This window comes from Cecembia rubra (assembly GCF_003014575.1).
GTDB classification, from domain to species: Bacteria; Bacteroidota; Bacteroidia; order Cytophagales; family Cyclobacteriaceae; genus Cecembia_A; species Cecembia_A rubra.
This window is the reverse complement of sequence record NZ_PYGF01000003.1, coordinates 268,841-283,318: the sequence shown is the minus strand read 5'-3', so window position 1 is coordinate 283,318 and position 14,478 is coordinate 268,841. Positions and strand designations below refer to the sequence as shown.

11 protein-coding genes are annotated in these 14,478 nt (G+C 40.5%); 3 read left to right on the top strand and 8 right to left on the bottom strand.

The window, feature by feature from the left end; translation table 11 throughout:
- Nucleotides 1-168: 168 nt before the first annotated feature.
- The 6 genes from cobA to CLV48_RS08195 all read right to left on the bottom strand — a co-directional run bounded on the left by cobA (nucleotide 169) and on the right by CLV48_RS08195 (nucleotide 7,243).
- Nucleotides 169-939, bottom strand: coding sequence for a uroporphyrinogen-III C-methyltransferase (gene cobA, locus CLV48_RS08220; protein WP_106566797.1), 771 nt, complete (start codon nucleotides 937-939; stop codon nucleotides 169-171).
- On the bottom strand, nucleotides 936-3,038 hold the full coding sequence (locus CLV48_RS08215; protein WP_106566796.1) for a HEPN domain-containing protein: 2,103 nt from the start codon (nucleotides 3,036-3,038) through the stop codon (nucleotides 936-938). Before CLV48_RS08215 ends, cobA begins: the two co-directional genes overlap by 4 nt.
- Nucleotides 3,039-3,312: 274 nt before the next feature.
- Complete coding sequence (locus CLV48_RS08210; protein WP_010611367.1) at nucleotides 3,313-4,575, bottom strand: sulfate adenylyltransferase subunit 1; 1,263 nt, start codon at nucleotides 4,573-4,575, stop codon at nucleotides 3,313-3,315.
- 294 nt (nucleotides 4,576-4,869) lie between these two features.
- The gene (gene cysD / locus CLV48_RS08205; protein WP_106566795.1) at nucleotides 4,870-5,766 is read right to left on the bottom strand and encodes a sulfate adenylyltransferase subunit CysD; all 897 of its coding nucleotides are present in this window, start codon (nucleotides 5,764-5,766) and stop codon (nucleotides 4,870-4,872) included.
- Nucleotides 5,767-5,925: 159 nt separating this feature from the next.
- Nucleotides 5,926-6,723, bottom strand: a complete 798-nt coding sequence (locus tag CLV48_RS08200; protein WP_106566794.1) for a phosphoadenylyl-sulfate reductase — start codon at nucleotides 6,721-6,723, stop codon at nucleotides 5,926-5,928.
- A gap of 103 nt (nucleotides 6,724-6,826) precedes the next feature.
- Nucleotides 6,827-7,243, bottom strand: coding sequence for an RrF2 family transcriptional regulator (locus CLV48_RS08195; protein WP_106566793.1), 417 nt, complete (start codon nucleotides 7,241-7,243; stop codon nucleotides 6,827-6,829).
- Nucleotides 7,244-7,340: 97 nt separating this feature from the next.
- On the opposite strand from CLV48_RS08195, the gene CLV48_RS08190 reads away from it, so the two are divergent.
- Nucleotides 7,341-9,227 carry an ABC-F family ATP-binding cassette domain-containing protein gene (locus CLV48_RS08190; RefSeq protein ID WP_106566792.1) on the top strand — a complete coding sequence of 629 codons (1,887 nt, stop codon included), beginning with the start codon at nucleotides 7,341-7,343 and terminating at the stop codon, nucleotides 9,225-9,227.
- 37 nt (nucleotides 9,228-9,264) lie between these two features.
- On the opposite strand, the gene CLV48_RS08185 is transcribed toward CLV48_RS08190, so the two are convergent.
- A complete protein-coding gene (locus tag CLV48_RS08185; protein WP_106566791.1) occupies nucleotides 9,265-9,987 on the bottom strand; it encodes a DNA alkylation repair protein in 723 nt (240 codons plus the stop codon).
- 299 nt (nucleotides 9,988-10,286) lie between these two features.
- On the opposite strand from CLV48_RS08185, the gene CLV48_RS08180 reads away from it, so the two are divergent.
- Complete coding sequence (locus CLV48_RS08180) at nucleotides 10,287-10,646, top strand: C10 family peptidase (RefSeq protein ID WP_106566790.1); 360 nt, start codon at nucleotides 10,287-10,289, stop codon at nucleotides 10,644-10,646.
- Nucleotides 10,643-11,620: a TolB family protein gene (locus tag CLV48_RS08175; RefSeq protein ID WP_106566789.1), complete on the top strand. Its 978-nt coding sequence runs from the start codon at nucleotides 10,643-10,645 to the stop codon at nucleotides 11,618-11,620. Before CLV48_RS08180 ends, CLV48_RS08175 begins: the two co-directional genes overlap by 4 nt.
- 89 nt (nucleotides 11,621-11,709) lie before the next feature.
- On the opposite strand, the gene CLV48_RS08170 is transcribed toward CLV48_RS08175, so the two are convergent.
- On the bottom strand, nucleotides 11,710-14,145 hold the full coding sequence (locus CLV48_RS08170) for a TonB-dependent receptor (RefSeq protein ID WP_106566788.1): 2,436 nt from the start codon (nucleotides 14,143-14,145) through the stop codon (nucleotides 11,710-11,712).
- Nucleotides 14,146-14,478 lie beyond the last annotated feature (333 nt).

The window sequence follows — 14,478 nt, the reverse complement described above, 5'->3', positions numbered from 1 at the left end:
ACTATTGAAATATGGTGGAAATTAGAATTGATATTGGTCGGTACTAGCTTTGCGATATTGGGATATTGGTGCGTTCCATTTAAATACAGGTATTTGTCGGTAAGACGGGAATCCCAATATCCAATAATATCCAATATCCAAAAATATCTTTTTTGCTAAGTAGGTTTTTCAATGACCGATATTGACCGTTTGTTCATAAACCTCCTTCAATCGATAACTCTCCTTCACCACCTCTCCTACCACAATAATTGCAGGAGCGGCGATGCCTGCTTGGCGGGCTTTGGAGGTGATGTCTTGGATGGTGCCTGCGACAAACTGCTCTTCTTTGGTAGTGCCGTTTTGGATAATGGCTACAGGAATATCGGACTTACCTGCTGCTGTGTACGCATTCACAATCTCAGGTAGTTTCTTGGTGCCCATTAAGATGACAACAGTAGCCGTGGATTGAGCAGCGATGGCGATATCTCGAGAGAGTTCCCCATAACTTGTGGTGGCTGTGATGACCCAGAAACTTTCGGAAACACCCCGTTTGGTTACAGGAATTCCTATGGAAGCAGGAACTGCCACCGCAGAAGTAATGCCCGGTACCACTTCCGTGGGAATCCCGAAAGCCTCGATGTAGTCAATCTCCTCCGAACCACGACCGAATACAAAAGGGTCACCTCCCTTGAGACGGACTACATGCCCATGCTTCAGTGCATACTCTACGCAAAGTCTATTGGTCTCATCCTGAGGACAGGAGTGTTTGCCTACCCGCTTGCCCACAAAGATCTTGATGGCCTTATCTGGGGCATGTTTGAGTAGGGATTTGTCAATTAAAGCATCGTACAATACCACATCGGCTTTGTTCAAGGCCAAGACTGCTTTCAAGGTAATCAATTCGGGATCGCCTGGACCTGCTCCTACGAGTGTAACTTTTGGTTTGATAAGCTGATTCATGCGAGTACCTCTTTTTCTCTGTATGAACTGATGGCTTCAAAAACTTTTCCTGCATCCTCAAAATAGGACCTGGCAAAAGCTTCCGAAGGTTCGTGTTGATTGATTTGATAAATGATCTCCTTAAGGGTTCCTTTGATGTCGATCTTTCCTGTTTCCACAAAGGTCTCATCAAACAAATTCACAATATTTGCATAGGAATTGGTGCTTTTGCTTTCGGACAATAAGATGGCTTTGGCGGCATTGACCAGGGCGGCATAAGTATGGTAGATGCTGTCAGACCAACGTTTTTCCACATAAGCCTCTTTGGATAAATCCAACTTCTCACGGGCTTCCAACAGCAAGGTAGCAACCAAGTCGATTACCACTCCCGCACACTCTCCTACACCCACAGCCACTTTGTAAGCATCTTCATTGCCCCAATCCACCTGATCTTCTTCAGTAAGGGTATCCGTATCGGTCAAACCCTTGAGGATATCATAGAAGTACATTTGTCCTTTGCGATCGTAGTAGTGAAGGAAATCTTCTCCAGCCTCCTGATGTTGGGCAAAGTCATCCAATAAAATTCTCAAAGCTTCTGGTCCTCTTTTACTTGGGATTTTGATCACCTTATCCGCAAAGCGTCCATTGCCATCTCCCAAATTTCCTCCACCCAACAATACTTGCAAGGCAGGAAATACGGTTTTCCCGGCTTTTAAAGACATGCCCTGGAAACCGATATGCGCCATGTTGTGCTGCCCACAAGCATTCATACATCCGGAAATTTTGATAGTCAATTCCTTAGATCTTAAGTATTGAGGATACTCTTGTGCAATCACTTTCTCCAATTCCCTGGCGATCCCTGTACTGCTGGCAATTCCCAGATTACAGGTATCAGTTCCCGGACAAGCGGTGATATCTCCCAAAGAATTGTAGCCATAATCTGCTAATCCTATTTTTTTCAGCTCCTGATAGAAGTAAGGAACTAGCTCCTCCTTTACATCCCGAATCAGGAAATTTTGTCTGAGTGTAAAACGGATTTCATTATTGGCATACTGCTGTGCTAAATCTGCTATAAACCTCGCCTGCGCAGTTGTAAAATCTCCTAATAACACTTTCACTCCAATAGCTACATATCCACCCTGCTTTTGTGGAATGACGTTCGTCAGTTTCCATTGCTCGTATGCTAGATCAAGAGGTTCAGAAACCTCTATCAATTCGGGATTGGGTAGACTTTTGCTCGCCTCGTAATCATCGACATCTATGGGATAAGTTTTATAAGGCAAGGCTTTTTTCTCTTCCTCTACCAATTGCAGAAAAGCTTCTATTCCGATCTCATTGATCAAGAATTTCATCCTTGCCTTCAAACGTCTGGAACGCTCCCCGTGCCGGTCAAAAATTCTCAACACTCCTTCAATAAATGGAATCAGTTCATCAATAGCGAGGAAATCTGTAATCAGGTCTGCATGCCGAGGCTGGGAACCGAGACCACCCCCAAGTAATACTTTAAAACCCCTGATTTCTTTGCCATCTGCCACTTTCACTTTTGGAATGAAGCCCAGGTCATGCAGGTAGGAAAGTGCAGTATCTTCATCGGAGGAAGAGAATGACATCTTAAACTTCCTGCCCATTTCCTGACAGATGGGATTTCTGAGAAAATATCGGAATACTTCATCTGCATAAGGCGTCACATCAAAGGGTTCGTTAGGGTCGATTCCCGCCACTTCTGAAGCGGTCACGTTTCGGACAGTATTGCCGCAAGCTTCCCTTAAGGTCACATCGTCTTTTTCCAGTTCGGCCCAGAGTTGAGGTGTTTCGTCCAAACTCACATAGTGGATCTGAATGTCCTGACGGGTAGTAATATGGAGTTTACCGGTAGAGTACTTATCCGACACCTCACAGATTCGCTTCAGTTGATTGCCTGTGACACGGCCATAAGGTAATTTGATACGGATCATCTGCACGCCCGGCTGCCGCTGTCCATACACCCCACGTGCCAAGCGCAGGCTGCGGAATTTTTCCTCATCTATTTTCCCCTCCCGAAACAGCCGGATCTTTCGCTCCAGCTCTATGATGTCCTTTTCGACAAGGGGATTTTCAATTTCAGTTCTAAAGCTTTCCATTTTTAGGTTTGTCTATAGGTTAAGTAGAGTTTTTGAAAGTACAAAGTACAATGTACCAAGTACCAAGTATAGATTTCGTGTGAGTTTACGATTTGGTTTTATTGTAAATTTTCCAAGAGTTTTAGGAACCTAATGGTTTCTAAAAACCCCAATATTCAAGCTGTAAAATATAATTACTATTCGACTATCTTGGTACTTCGTAAAGTACTTGTGAACTTTCTTATTTCTTATTTCTTGATTCTTGTCTCTTGTTTCTAAGTCTCGCTTCTCGCTTCTAATCTCTCGCTTCTATAAACCCTACACTCACCGTATCATGCGTGCCTTCATCAATCAAGATAAAGCTGCCATTGGAACGGTTGACTTGGTAGGGATCGAAGTGTATGGCTTTGCTGAGTTTGAAACTCACCTTGCCAATATCATTTAATTTCAAGGCCTCAGCCCTTTCCTCTCCGCTGAAATCGGTCTGGATTTTGGATTGGATAGACTCCACTCTGGCCAAGACCCGATTGACTCCGTGCTGCAAAGTGTATTTATCACCGATTCTCAATGGCTTGTGATTTACCTGACAGATGGTGGCGGTAATGCTTTTCTCAGAGCTGGGCAATTCAGACGATTTGACGATCATGTCCCCTCGACTGATATCTACCTCATCTTCCAAAGTGATGGTAATGGAAGCTCCAGGAACAGCCAGGTCCAACTCCTGATCGAAGAATTGAATTGATTTGATTTTGGACTCGGTAAAGGAAGGAAGGATTGTCACCTTATCCCCAACCTGAAGGCTGCTTCCATACAACTTTCCAGAGAAGCCTCTGAAGTCATGGAAAGCATCAGTTTTGGGACGGATCACATACTGCACTGGGAATCTTGCAAAAGCTTGCTCTTGAAGATCTTCAGGCTCCAGAACTTCCAAATGGTCCAACAAGGTGTTCCCCAAATACCAAGGCATTTCGGCGGACTTCTTGGCAATGTTTTCCCCTTTGAGGGCAGAAATGGGGATGAAGGTAATCTGCTCGGTTTTAAAGTTGCTTTTCTCCACCAAAGCATCGAAATCAGCTTTGATTTTCAGAAATACATCTTCATCATAACCCACCAAATCCATCTTGTTGATGGCAACTACTACGTGGCTCAAGCGGAGTAAATTACTGATGAAGAAATGTCTATAGGTTTGCTCTATGACTCCTTTTCTGGCATCAATCAAGATGATGGCCACTTGGGATGTGGAGGCGCCTGTAACCATGTTGCGGGTGTATTCCACGTGTCCGGGCGTATCTGCCACGATAAAGTTGGTCTTATCTGTATTGAAATAGATATGAGCCACATCAATCGTGATGCCTTGTTCCCTCTCCGCCACCAATCCATCCGTAGCCAAGGAGAAATCCAAGTAATCAAATCCACGCTGACGGCTGGTCTTTTCAATCGCCTCCAGCTTATCAGTAGTCAGGGAACCCGTATCGTACAACAATCTACCGATCAGAGTACTTTTCCCATCATCCACGGATCCTGCGGTAGCTATTTTTATAAGTTTTCTATTTTCCATGCTCGTTGTTTTTTTCTCGCAAAGGCGCAAAGGCGCTAGGGTTTGAATTTTGTAGAAATACGATTATTCTCGAAGTGAAATAAAGTGGAAATAATTAGAAACAAGGTTGAAATAATGGGTATGAAATTCTATGGATTCGTTAGTATTTAGAGAACTGATTCGTTTTTTTTGGAAAACCTTTTTGTTAATCAAACCCATATTATTTCGCCGAAGGCATATTTCAATAGTATTTCGCGAAGCATATTTCTCTAGCTATCACTTATAATCTTCTCTCCATGCCTTAAACTCTCGCTTCTAGAAATACCCTACCTTCTTTCGCTTCTCCATCGCTGCTTCTGATCTCTTATCATCTATCCTGGCGCCGCGTTCTGACAGGGTAGACTGACGGATTTCTTCTACAACGGTTTCCAGCGTGTCAGCTTCAGAGAGCACTGCTGCTGTACATGTCATGTCTCCAACAGTACGGAAGCGTACCATTTTCTCTACTACCTCCTCATGAGGTTCCCTGTATACATGTTCATTTGCAGTCCAGATCAGGCCATCACGAAAGAACACTTCCCGCTTGTGAGCGAAGTAGATGGATGGGATTTTGATGTTCTCGGTTTTGATGTATTCCCAGACATCCAATTCAGTCCAATTGGAAATAGGGAAAACCCTCACATTTTGTCCCTGCTCTATGCGTCCATTCAGCATATCAAAGAGTTCGGGGCGTTGGTTTTTTTCATCCCATTGTCCAAAATCATCCCGGACAGAGAATACCCGCTCTTTTGCTCTTGCTTTTTCTTCATCCCTCCTGGCACCTCCTATGCAGGCATCGAACTTGAATTCTTCGATAGCATCCAAAAGGGTGGTAGTCTGCAAGGTATTACGGCTGGCATAGCGTCCTTTTTCCTCACGTACCTTTCCTTGATCGATAGAGTCCTGTACATTCCTAACGATCAGCTCCAATCCCAATTCTTTCACCAATTCATCCCTAAACTGTATCGTCTCAGGAAAATTGTGGCCTGTATCTATATGCAACAATGGAAAAGGAATCCTGGCAGGATAAAAAGCCTTTTGGGCCAAGCGTACCAAGGTGATGGAATCCTTCCCTCCAGAGAAAAGCAATACCGGTCGCTCAAACTGCGCCGCCACTTCCCGAAGGATGTGAATGGATTCGGATTCTTTAGGATTGAAATATATTGTTGACATTTTATTTTTGATTTTAGAATTCAGATTTATTAATAGAGACAAGAGACAAGAGACAAGAGACAAGAGGCAAGAAACAAGAGGCAAGACACGGGTTTTCGTGGAAATACTATTGTTCTATTTTAGATATCAATAGAATGTTAACCGTTTCTGTGGTACTTTTTAAATTACCTGGTCCTTGGGTTGAAACCCACTGCTAATATTGTTGATTGCTCTTGTGTCTTGTATCTTAAGTCTTGTGTCTAAACTCTCGCTTTTACCTCCATGCAATCCACATTCCTTCTTCGACTCTTCCCACCACCATCTTCCGGCCCTAGGATCTTCCCCGGGAAGAATGGCCCGGGTGCAGGGGGCACAACCTATACTGATAAAGTTTTTATCATGAAGTGGATTGTAAGGAATGTTATTTTCCTTGATGTAATCGATCATCTGCTCATAAGTCCAATCAAGTAGTGGGTTGTATTTGATGATCTGATTGTCTTCATCCCAATCAATCTTATTCATAGCGCCCCTGTTGGAGCTTTGTTCTGCACGTAAACCCGTAATCCAAACACTCTTAGAGGATAATGCCCGCTTCAATGGCTCTACTTTTCTTACATGACAACATGATTTTCTGTTTTCAATAGATTCGTAGAAACCGTTGATCCCGATTGTGTCCACCAAGTTTTCTACTGATTCCCTTTCAGGATAATATACCTTGATTTTGGTTTTATATCTGTTTTCAGTCCTGGCGAGAAGGTCAAGTGTTTCGGGGAAAAGACGCCCGGTATCCAATGTGAAAATTTCTACGGGCAGGTTCTTTTCAGCAATCATGTGGGTAATGACCTGGTCCTCCTGTCCCAATGAAGTGGAGAAAACCACTTTTTTGGGGAATAGGTCAGAAAGTAATGCGATTCCTTCCCAAGGGGACAACAGGCTGACTTTGTTACTCAGACTATGCAAATTCTTCTTTAAGCTCATCTTTTTGATTGACTGATCTAGGTATTTCTCCAAAATAGATTAAGTGCAATTGCAAAAGTATATAAAACCCATAAAAAAAGTAGGGTAAATAGGGAAATTTTTTTCACTCTTTATCAAGAATATCAGACAAAGTCTTGTTTTCCAATATTTTAAGGGTTTCGTCCCGTACTTCAATCATCACTTTATTAAGACCGCATTTGACTTCATTTTTACATTCTGAACATGGTTCGTAATAATTAAGGCTAACACAGGGTAAGAGCGCTATAGGACCTTCCAATAACCTAATGACTTTGCTTAAAGGAACTTCTTTGGGGTCTTTTATAAGGTAATAACCACCACCTTTTCCTTTTTTGCTGCCCAAAATGCCGGCTTTTTTAAGTTCTAAAAGAATATTTTCCAAGAATTTATGTGAAATCCCATACTCTTCTGAAATATCCTGTATCAGAACAGTTTTCTGATCTCGGTTTTTGCCCAGGTAGGTGAGGGCATGGAGTGCGTATTTAGTTTTCTTGGACAGCATTATTACAAAAATAGGTTTTGTTCTCGAATACGCAAATTCATATTGCCAAACTTATATCAGCTCAGGTTTTGGATCTATTTTAGGTTATCTTTGCGGCATGAATTATTTGTCTGTAGAAAACCTTAGTAAGTCTTTTGGCGAGCGCGTACTTTTTCAAAATATTTCCTTTGGTATAGATCAAGGGCAAAAAATTGCCCTGGTTGGAGTAAATGGAGCAGGAAAGTCCACTTTGATGAAGATCATTATGGGTATTGAGGTACCTGATTCTGGAAAAGTGGCCATCAATCAGCAGACGAAGGTTTCCTATGTTCATCAAAATCCTGTTTTTACCGGGGATCTGAGTATCTATCACACTATTTTTGAGGGGAGTCAGAATGAAACCATTCTGTTGATTGAGGAATATCACAAAGCCTTATTGGAGACTGAAAAAGGCAAAGATTCAGGGGATAAATTGCAGATTCTCATGGAAAAAATGGATGCTCTGCAAGCTTGGGATTATGAGCATCAAATCAAGGAAGTCTTAGGAAAATTGGGGATTCATGACATGGAGCTGCAAGTTGGTAATTTAAGTGGAGGGCAAAGAAAAAGGGTGGCCTTGGCTAAAGCTATACTTGAAAAGCCAGATTTATTGTTGTTGGATGAACCTACTAATCACCTCGATCTGGAAACCATTGAGTGGCTGGAAGATTATTTGTCCAAAGCTAATCTTTCATTGTTTATGGTCACCCACGACCGTTATTTTTTGGAGAAAGTTACCAATGAAATTCTGGAACTGGACAATGGAAAAATATTCCGATACCAGGGCAATTATGGTTATTTTCTGGAAAAAAAAGCAGAGCGCAGGGAAATAGAACAGACTGAACTTGAAAAAGCAAAAAGTCTTTACAAAAAAGAATTGGAGTGGATCCGTAGGCAGCCAAAAGCCAGAGGAACAAAAGCTAAGTATAGGATTGATGCTTTTGAACAAACTAAAGAAAAGGCCTTTCAAAAAAGGGAGGAACGTGAGATCGAGCTTAGTGTTACTACCCAAAGACTAGGAAATAAAATACTTGAAATTGAAAAGCTGGATAAATCCTATGATGGCAAACCCATAATAAAGGATTTCAGCTATATATTTAAAAAAGGGGACAAGGTGGGCATCGTGGGTCCCAACGGTGCCGGGAAAACCACCTTTTTGAATATGCTAACCGGTTTGATTGTCCCGGATAGCGGATCCATCAATTCAGGGCAGACTACTGTGTTTGGATATTACAGACAGGAAGAAGACAGTTTTGATGAAGAAAAAAGACTCATTGATATTGTAAAGGAAGTGGCTGAAGTGGTAACCATCGCAGGCGGAAGTACCATTACGGTATCCCAATTTTTGAACAAATTCGGATTTCCGCCTAAGCAGCAGCATACACCTATTGCAAAGTTGAGTGGAGGCGAAAGAAGACGGCTGCAACTCTTGTTGGTATTGATTAAGAGTCCCAATTTTTTGATTCTTGATGAGCCTACCAATGACCTGGATATCATGACTTTGAATACCCTGGAGGAGTTTTTGGATACTTTTCCGGGATGCCTGATCATAGTATCTCACGACAGGTACTTTATGGACAGATTAGTGGATCATCTATTTGTATTTGAAGGGGAGGGGAGGATCAAAGATTTCCCTGGCAACTACACTGATTTTAGAGAATGGGATAAGGAACAAAAGTCCTCAAATAAAAGCGAAAGGGCGGAAAAAACAATTTCTCCAGAACCTAAATCCAATTCCTCGAAAGTCAAGGCCAGTTTTAAGGAGAAGAAGGAATTTGAAAATTTGGGTAATCAGATGGAAGTTCTGAATAAGGAAAAATCCAATTTGGTGGAGCTGATTTCTTCAGGTACAGATGATCATGAAGCATTGATTAATTGGTCCCAAAGAATTCAGGAAATAGAGGGGAAGCTGGAAGAAATGGAGATGCGCTGGCTTGAGCTTAGCGAATTGGATGGGATTGAGTAGCTTTCCCACTCTAAATTATTCAAGACAGCAATGAGGATTAAATGGTACCCCTTAAAAATCCATGCCTTGTTTCAGGTTCAAATTTTTCAATGGCGTACCTTAACATGGTCCTTGGCATGTTTTTATAGTGCTGTCTGAGAAATTGAAGTGCAGTGTGATAATCCCGCTTGCCTATTTCACGGATCATCCAACCAACTGCTTTATGGATGATGTCATGTGGGTGCTGAAGCAGGATCTCGGCGATTTTCAGGCTGTCTAAAAAGTTATTATTGTCAATGAAATAAAAGGTGCTGATTACCGCGATCCGTTGGTCCCAGAGTTGTCCGGAATGGGCAAGTTCATACAGCAGAATTCTATCTTTGTTGTAAAGCCAAGGGCCGAGAATTTTGTGGGCAGAACTGTCCACCAAATCCCAGTTATTGAGAAATTGTTTATTGGCAGTGTAAAATTTAACAATCGCCTGTTTTTCTTCCTCTGATTTCGATTTTTGAAACTTCTTCACCAAGATAAAAACAGCGGTCAGGCGGACTTCATGGTAAGGGTTTTGTATCAGTTCTTTCAGGTCATCCAAAGTGACATCTCTCCAAAATTGACTTGCAATTTTTCTCTGTTCCGGGACTTTAACGCCCAGGAACTTGTCCCCTTCACCGTATTCGCCTTTACCGGTTTTGAAATAGCCCTGTAAAAAATTGGCTTTGATAGGGTCTGCCAAAGATTTAAGGCATTGGATGATTTCTTTTGCTTGTTCAGTTGGTGCCATAATTTGTAGTTCAAATTATTCTCAATCCAAATATGGGTAAAAATTGAAAGGTTAAGTAATTGCCTGAGCGAACCAAATTATTTTATTTTTTAGTTGGTTATTAAAAAGTTATAGTTTATATTGACATAGTTAAATAATGCACTATGAAAACAAACAAACAAACATTTATTATTTAAATGCTTTGTTATCGGGCTGATGCTTTCAGTAGCAATTTCAGCAAATACTGATTTTTACTTTTTAGGAACTTGTAATGGTATGACTTTACCCTCAAATATCAGACAGGCCCTCACTGCTATGGGATGCAATCTAATGGAAGTATTTCGACATTTAATCCTAATTTGTTGAGAAATGAATTGTCTCAAGAATACCCAGCTATTTTTTATGGTCATGATAATATTTTTACAGAGTGGCATATTTGGACAAGTGATGGATATAGGAGACACAATTATAAATCCTACAATTGTGATACTGATAGCTGCGCAGAGTGGCATTATTCATGGTTTTACATGAATTGGGGGTGGGATGGAAAAATTTATGAGTGGGCTGACGATAATGTAAGTTGGAATAAAAATGGTTGGTATGCTTCAGGAGTATTTCAACCTACTGGTTCAAATACCAATTACAATAATAATTTAAGGATGATAACAGGTATTAGATGAAACAGCTAAAATCAATACTTCTACTAATGATTCTGATAGGTTGTGACTTAAAATATCATTCTGCCTATTTCCCCGAAGCTCCGGTAAACCTTGACAAAGTGAATTCGGAATGGGATGACATGAATTCTGATTTGAGCCTAACTCCGCACCATGCCGAGCTGACATTTTCTTCCAACCGTTCCCTTCAAAACCATGATTTTAATTTATACAACTATTTTTTATACTATTTATGGGATATACAGGAAGGAATATTATCTTTTAGTGCTGAAAAGTCACAATCTCAAGATTTAGATTATTTAGTATCTAAGGCACATTCTGACTTAAATGAAAAAGTACCGTACAGTTTTATGGACTCCAATGAAAACAAAGCTTTACTTTTTTCAAGAGATGTAGATGGTATTTATGCCATTCATGTGGTAACCGAAAAACCCATCAATTCGATGAAATCTAGAGAGTTGACTTATTTCAGGATTTTGGATGATACTTCAAATGAGATGTATCCTTGCTTTTATGGTAAAATTTTTACGAAAGGGAGTGTTTATGGAGACGGAATTCCTGAAAAAATACTCTTTAGTTCGGATAAAGATGGTCGATTTGACATTTATGAGATGGACATCCCAGCAGGAATGACACCTTTGGAATTTCTGGCCGATGCCGCACCCAAGGAAGTCAGGAAGCTATCCATCAATACTTCATCCAATGACCATATGCCTTTTGTGTTGGGAGATAAGCTTGTATTTGCTTCGGACAGACCTGGCGGATTGGGAGGATACGACCTTTATTATGCCAAGAAAACAGCAGAGGGCTGGTCCACTCCTGTTAATTTTGGGCATCCCATTAATTCTGATTTTGACGAATACAGGCCTATTATTTCCCCATCCGAAAGATTTCAAAATAATCTGATGATATTTTCCTCCAACCGACCAGGCGATAAGGGAGGTTTTGACCTGTACTATGTAGGGGTGCAAAAATAAATTAGGATCATTCAATATCTTTTAAATTAAAGAAATAAAACCTTTGGACCGAAAGTCCAAAGGTTTTTTGGGTGAATGGGCAACTTTTGCTAAAAATCTAAATCGCTTTCAAGGTCATTTCTTTCCCGGCTTTTTCCGTTCTTTTCTTTAAATCCGCCAAATCTGTAGGTAAAAGCAAGGGTACCTATCCTTGTTTCCCTGTTCCATAGTCTTGACTGCTCAAATCTTTCGTCATTGACGCGGATCCTGAATACTTGGGTGTTGAAAATATCACTAACATTGAGGCTTATGGTCCCTTTTCCGCTAAATACATTTCTTTTAATTCCGGCACTGACACTGTATAAGGGTTCGATTTCACCCTGAGGAAGAACTATAGGACCCCTATAATTTGCCTGCATTTGAAAAGTTGCAAAATTGGATATGGACAAGTTGGTCAATAAGTTCATTGTCCAGCTGAAATTTGAATTGCGGAATGGCCTTTCCAAATTGTCAGCAATGATTTCAGAATAGAAAAAGTTTCCACTTATTGTAGCATCCCACCAACTTGCTAATTGGATCTGGTTGATGATTTCAAGACCCGAATTGTTTCTTCTGGCTGCATTCTCCCTAGTAGTGATGGATACATTGTTGTCAAATAGCTGGACAATCCTGCTTTGAACATCCGTGGAAAATCTTTGATAGAGGGTGGCATTAAAAAGGAAGTTTGTCCATCCTTTTTGGTATCCTGCCTCAAAACTGTCAGTAAATTCAGGTTGTAATAAGGGGTTTCCGATTTGTAGGTTCAAAGGATCATTGACCCGATAGAAAGGAGTCAGTCCCCAAAGCCTTGGCCGGGAAATCCTCCTACTGTAGTTCAAAATGACTTCTTCATCCTTACCCAAGCGATAAACACCATATACACTTGGAAAAAGGTTGAAATAGTTGTTAACAATCCTTTCGCCAGTGTTTCCTGTATTGGAGAGTGTTTCTGTGTATTCCGCTCGTAAACCTACCTGATATTGGAGCTTTCCTTTTGAGTTTTTGTAGTTTAAATAAGTGGCATATATGTCTTCTTTGAAATCAAAAGTATTTGAAATTGTGTCAATTTCGACCATTTCATTATTACTGTTGAAATCAGATTGGAAGAAGTTTTGGTCCCTGGTCCAGTAACTGAAAGTTCCTTTAAGGCCGGCTTCAAAAACTCCCCCATTTAAGAAAGGTTTGATATAGTCGAACTGAAATACTGTAAGATCTGACGTTTGGCTTCTGGGTAGGTCTTGGCTTATGAATTTTTCAAAATTTTCAACCAAAAATGGGTTGAAAAAGGCCTGTTCAAAGAAATCCGCATCATTTCTACTGTCCTTGGCATAGGATAGGGAAGTGTAAATTCTTTGCCCCAATGTATCAAGATTAATTCCATAAGTAATGCCTGACTCCATATTGAAACTTGAATTGGTTTCAAAATTCTCCCTGACAAAAAGGCTATCCAGGTTATTTTGGCTGCTTAAGAATCTTTGATTGAGGATATTTTCACCCCTCCTTTCCCGGATATTCCCTTGTACATAAAATCCCAGTGTGCTTCGATCTGATACATTATAGTCCAGTCCAGTTCTAATAAGATGGGAAATATTCACATCTTCCCCATAAGAATCCTGGTCCAGTACAGGGGATATGCCAGGAATATTGGAAATCCTATTTGCTTCAGATTCTCTAAATAGTCTCCTGTTCTGATAATTGTAACTGGCAAAATAATTCACTTTGTTTCCACCATAATTCAGGTTGATATTGGCTCCATATTTATCCCTTGTTCCAACAGAGATCTGGGTCTGACCATTAAGTCCTAGCTTTTCGTCTTTTTTCAGGATGATGTTGATTATACCCCCAACACCTGTGGCATCATACCGGGCAGATGGATTGGTTATCAATTCAATACTCTCAATGCTATTGGCTGGAAATTGGGATAAAACCGCATCGATACCATCTCCTGAAATATTAGATGGCCTTCCGTTGATATAAATAAGAATATCCCCTGATCCCCTCATACTGATTTCACCTTCGTCATCCATTTGTATAGAGGGAAGTGTTGCTAGGAGTTCGGCAGCTGAGGCTCCTTCTGCCAAGATACTGTTGGCTACATTGTATTTTCTTTTGTCTACATCGCTTTCAAACATGGATGTGACCCCTTCTACTACGACTTCCTGTAAGTTGGTGGCATCTACCCGTATAATTATATTGCCTAGATTCAGGATGTTTTTATTTCCAAGACTAACCTCTTGCCAATAATTTTCATACCCCATAAAGCCTACCCTAAGCATGAAATTACCCTTTTGATCTGTATCAAAAGAAAATCTTCCTTCTAGGTCAGTCATGCCTCCTGTCACCAAAGAGGAATCCTCTATAGTAAGAAGGGCTATGTTTGCAAACTCCATGGGACGGTTGTTATCTCCATCAGATACTTTTCCTTTGATCGTGGTCGTCTGTGCATGAAGTTCAATGCTCAAAAAAATAAATGCCCAGACTGCAAAATTAGATAAAACCGATTTCATATTTGATTTTTTCGTTTTGTGTTATTAAAGGCAATTTGGCGTTGATTATTTTGTTGATAGTGATTAAAACTTATTTTTATCTGTTTTTATGATTCTAATGGACTCAGAATACCAATAAATTTTGCCTTTTTTGAAGTTTAAAATAAGAACTTATTAGTGGTTAAATTTTATTCATTCACAAATAAGTTCAATTATTGCTTTATTTTAATTAACGCTCAGGCTTGGTAAGGGTTTGGAAAAAAATATGTATATACACCAATGTGTTTTAAGTCGTCTGTACTGTAAAATACTTGTGTAAGCGGTAATGTCTTATAGTGGAAATTTCTGGGAAGA

What these genes read in the sequence shown, in the direction of transcription:
- cobA (WP_106566797.1), bottom strand. Translation starts at nt 939, where the DNA reads ATGAATCAGCTTATCAAACCAAAAGTTACACTCGTAGGAGCAGGTCCA.
- CLV48_RS08195 (WP_106566793.1), bottom strand. Translation starts at nt 7,243, where the DNA reads ATGCTGTCCAAGAAAACTAAATACGCACTCCATGCCCTCACCTACCTG.
- CLV48_RS08175 (WP_106566789.1), top strand. Translation starts at nt 10,643, where the DNA reads ATGAAACAGCTAAAATCAATACTTCTACTAATGATTCTGATAGGTTGT.
- CLV48_RS08185 (WP_106566791.1), bottom strand. Translation starts at nt 9,987, where the DNA reads ATGGCACCAACTGAACAAGCAAAAGAAATCATCCAATGCCTTAAATCT.
- CLV48_RS08170 (WP_106566788.1), bottom strand. Translation starts at nt 14,145, where the DNA reads ATGAAATCGGTTTTATCTAATTTTGCAGTCTGGGCATTTATTTTTTTG.
- cysD (WP_106566795.1), bottom strand. Translation starts at nt 5,766, where the DNA reads ATGTCAACAATATATTTCAATCCTAAAGAATCCGAATCCATTCACATC.
- CLV48_RS08200 (WP_106566794.1), bottom strand. Translation starts at nt 6,723, where the DNA reads ATGAGCTTAAAGAAGAATTTGCATAGTCTGAGTAACAAAGTCAGCCTG.
- CLV48_RS08210 (WP_010611367.1), bottom strand. Translation starts at nt 4,575, where the DNA reads ATGGAAAATAGAAAACTTATAAAAATAGCTACCGCAGGATCCGTGGAT.
- CLV48_RS08180 (WP_106566790.1), top strand. Translation starts at nt 10,287, where the DNA reads ATGCAATCTAATGGAAGTATTTCGACATTTAATCCTAATTTGTTGAGA.
- CLV48_RS08190 (WP_106566792.1), top strand. Translation starts at nt 7,341, where the DNA reads ATGAATTATTTGTCTGTAGAAAACCTTAGTAAGTCTTTTGGCGAGCGC.
- CLV48_RS08215 (WP_106566796.1), bottom strand. Translation starts at nt 3,038, where the DNA reads ATGGAAAGCTTTAGAACTGAAATTGAAAATCCCCTTGTCGAAAAGGAC.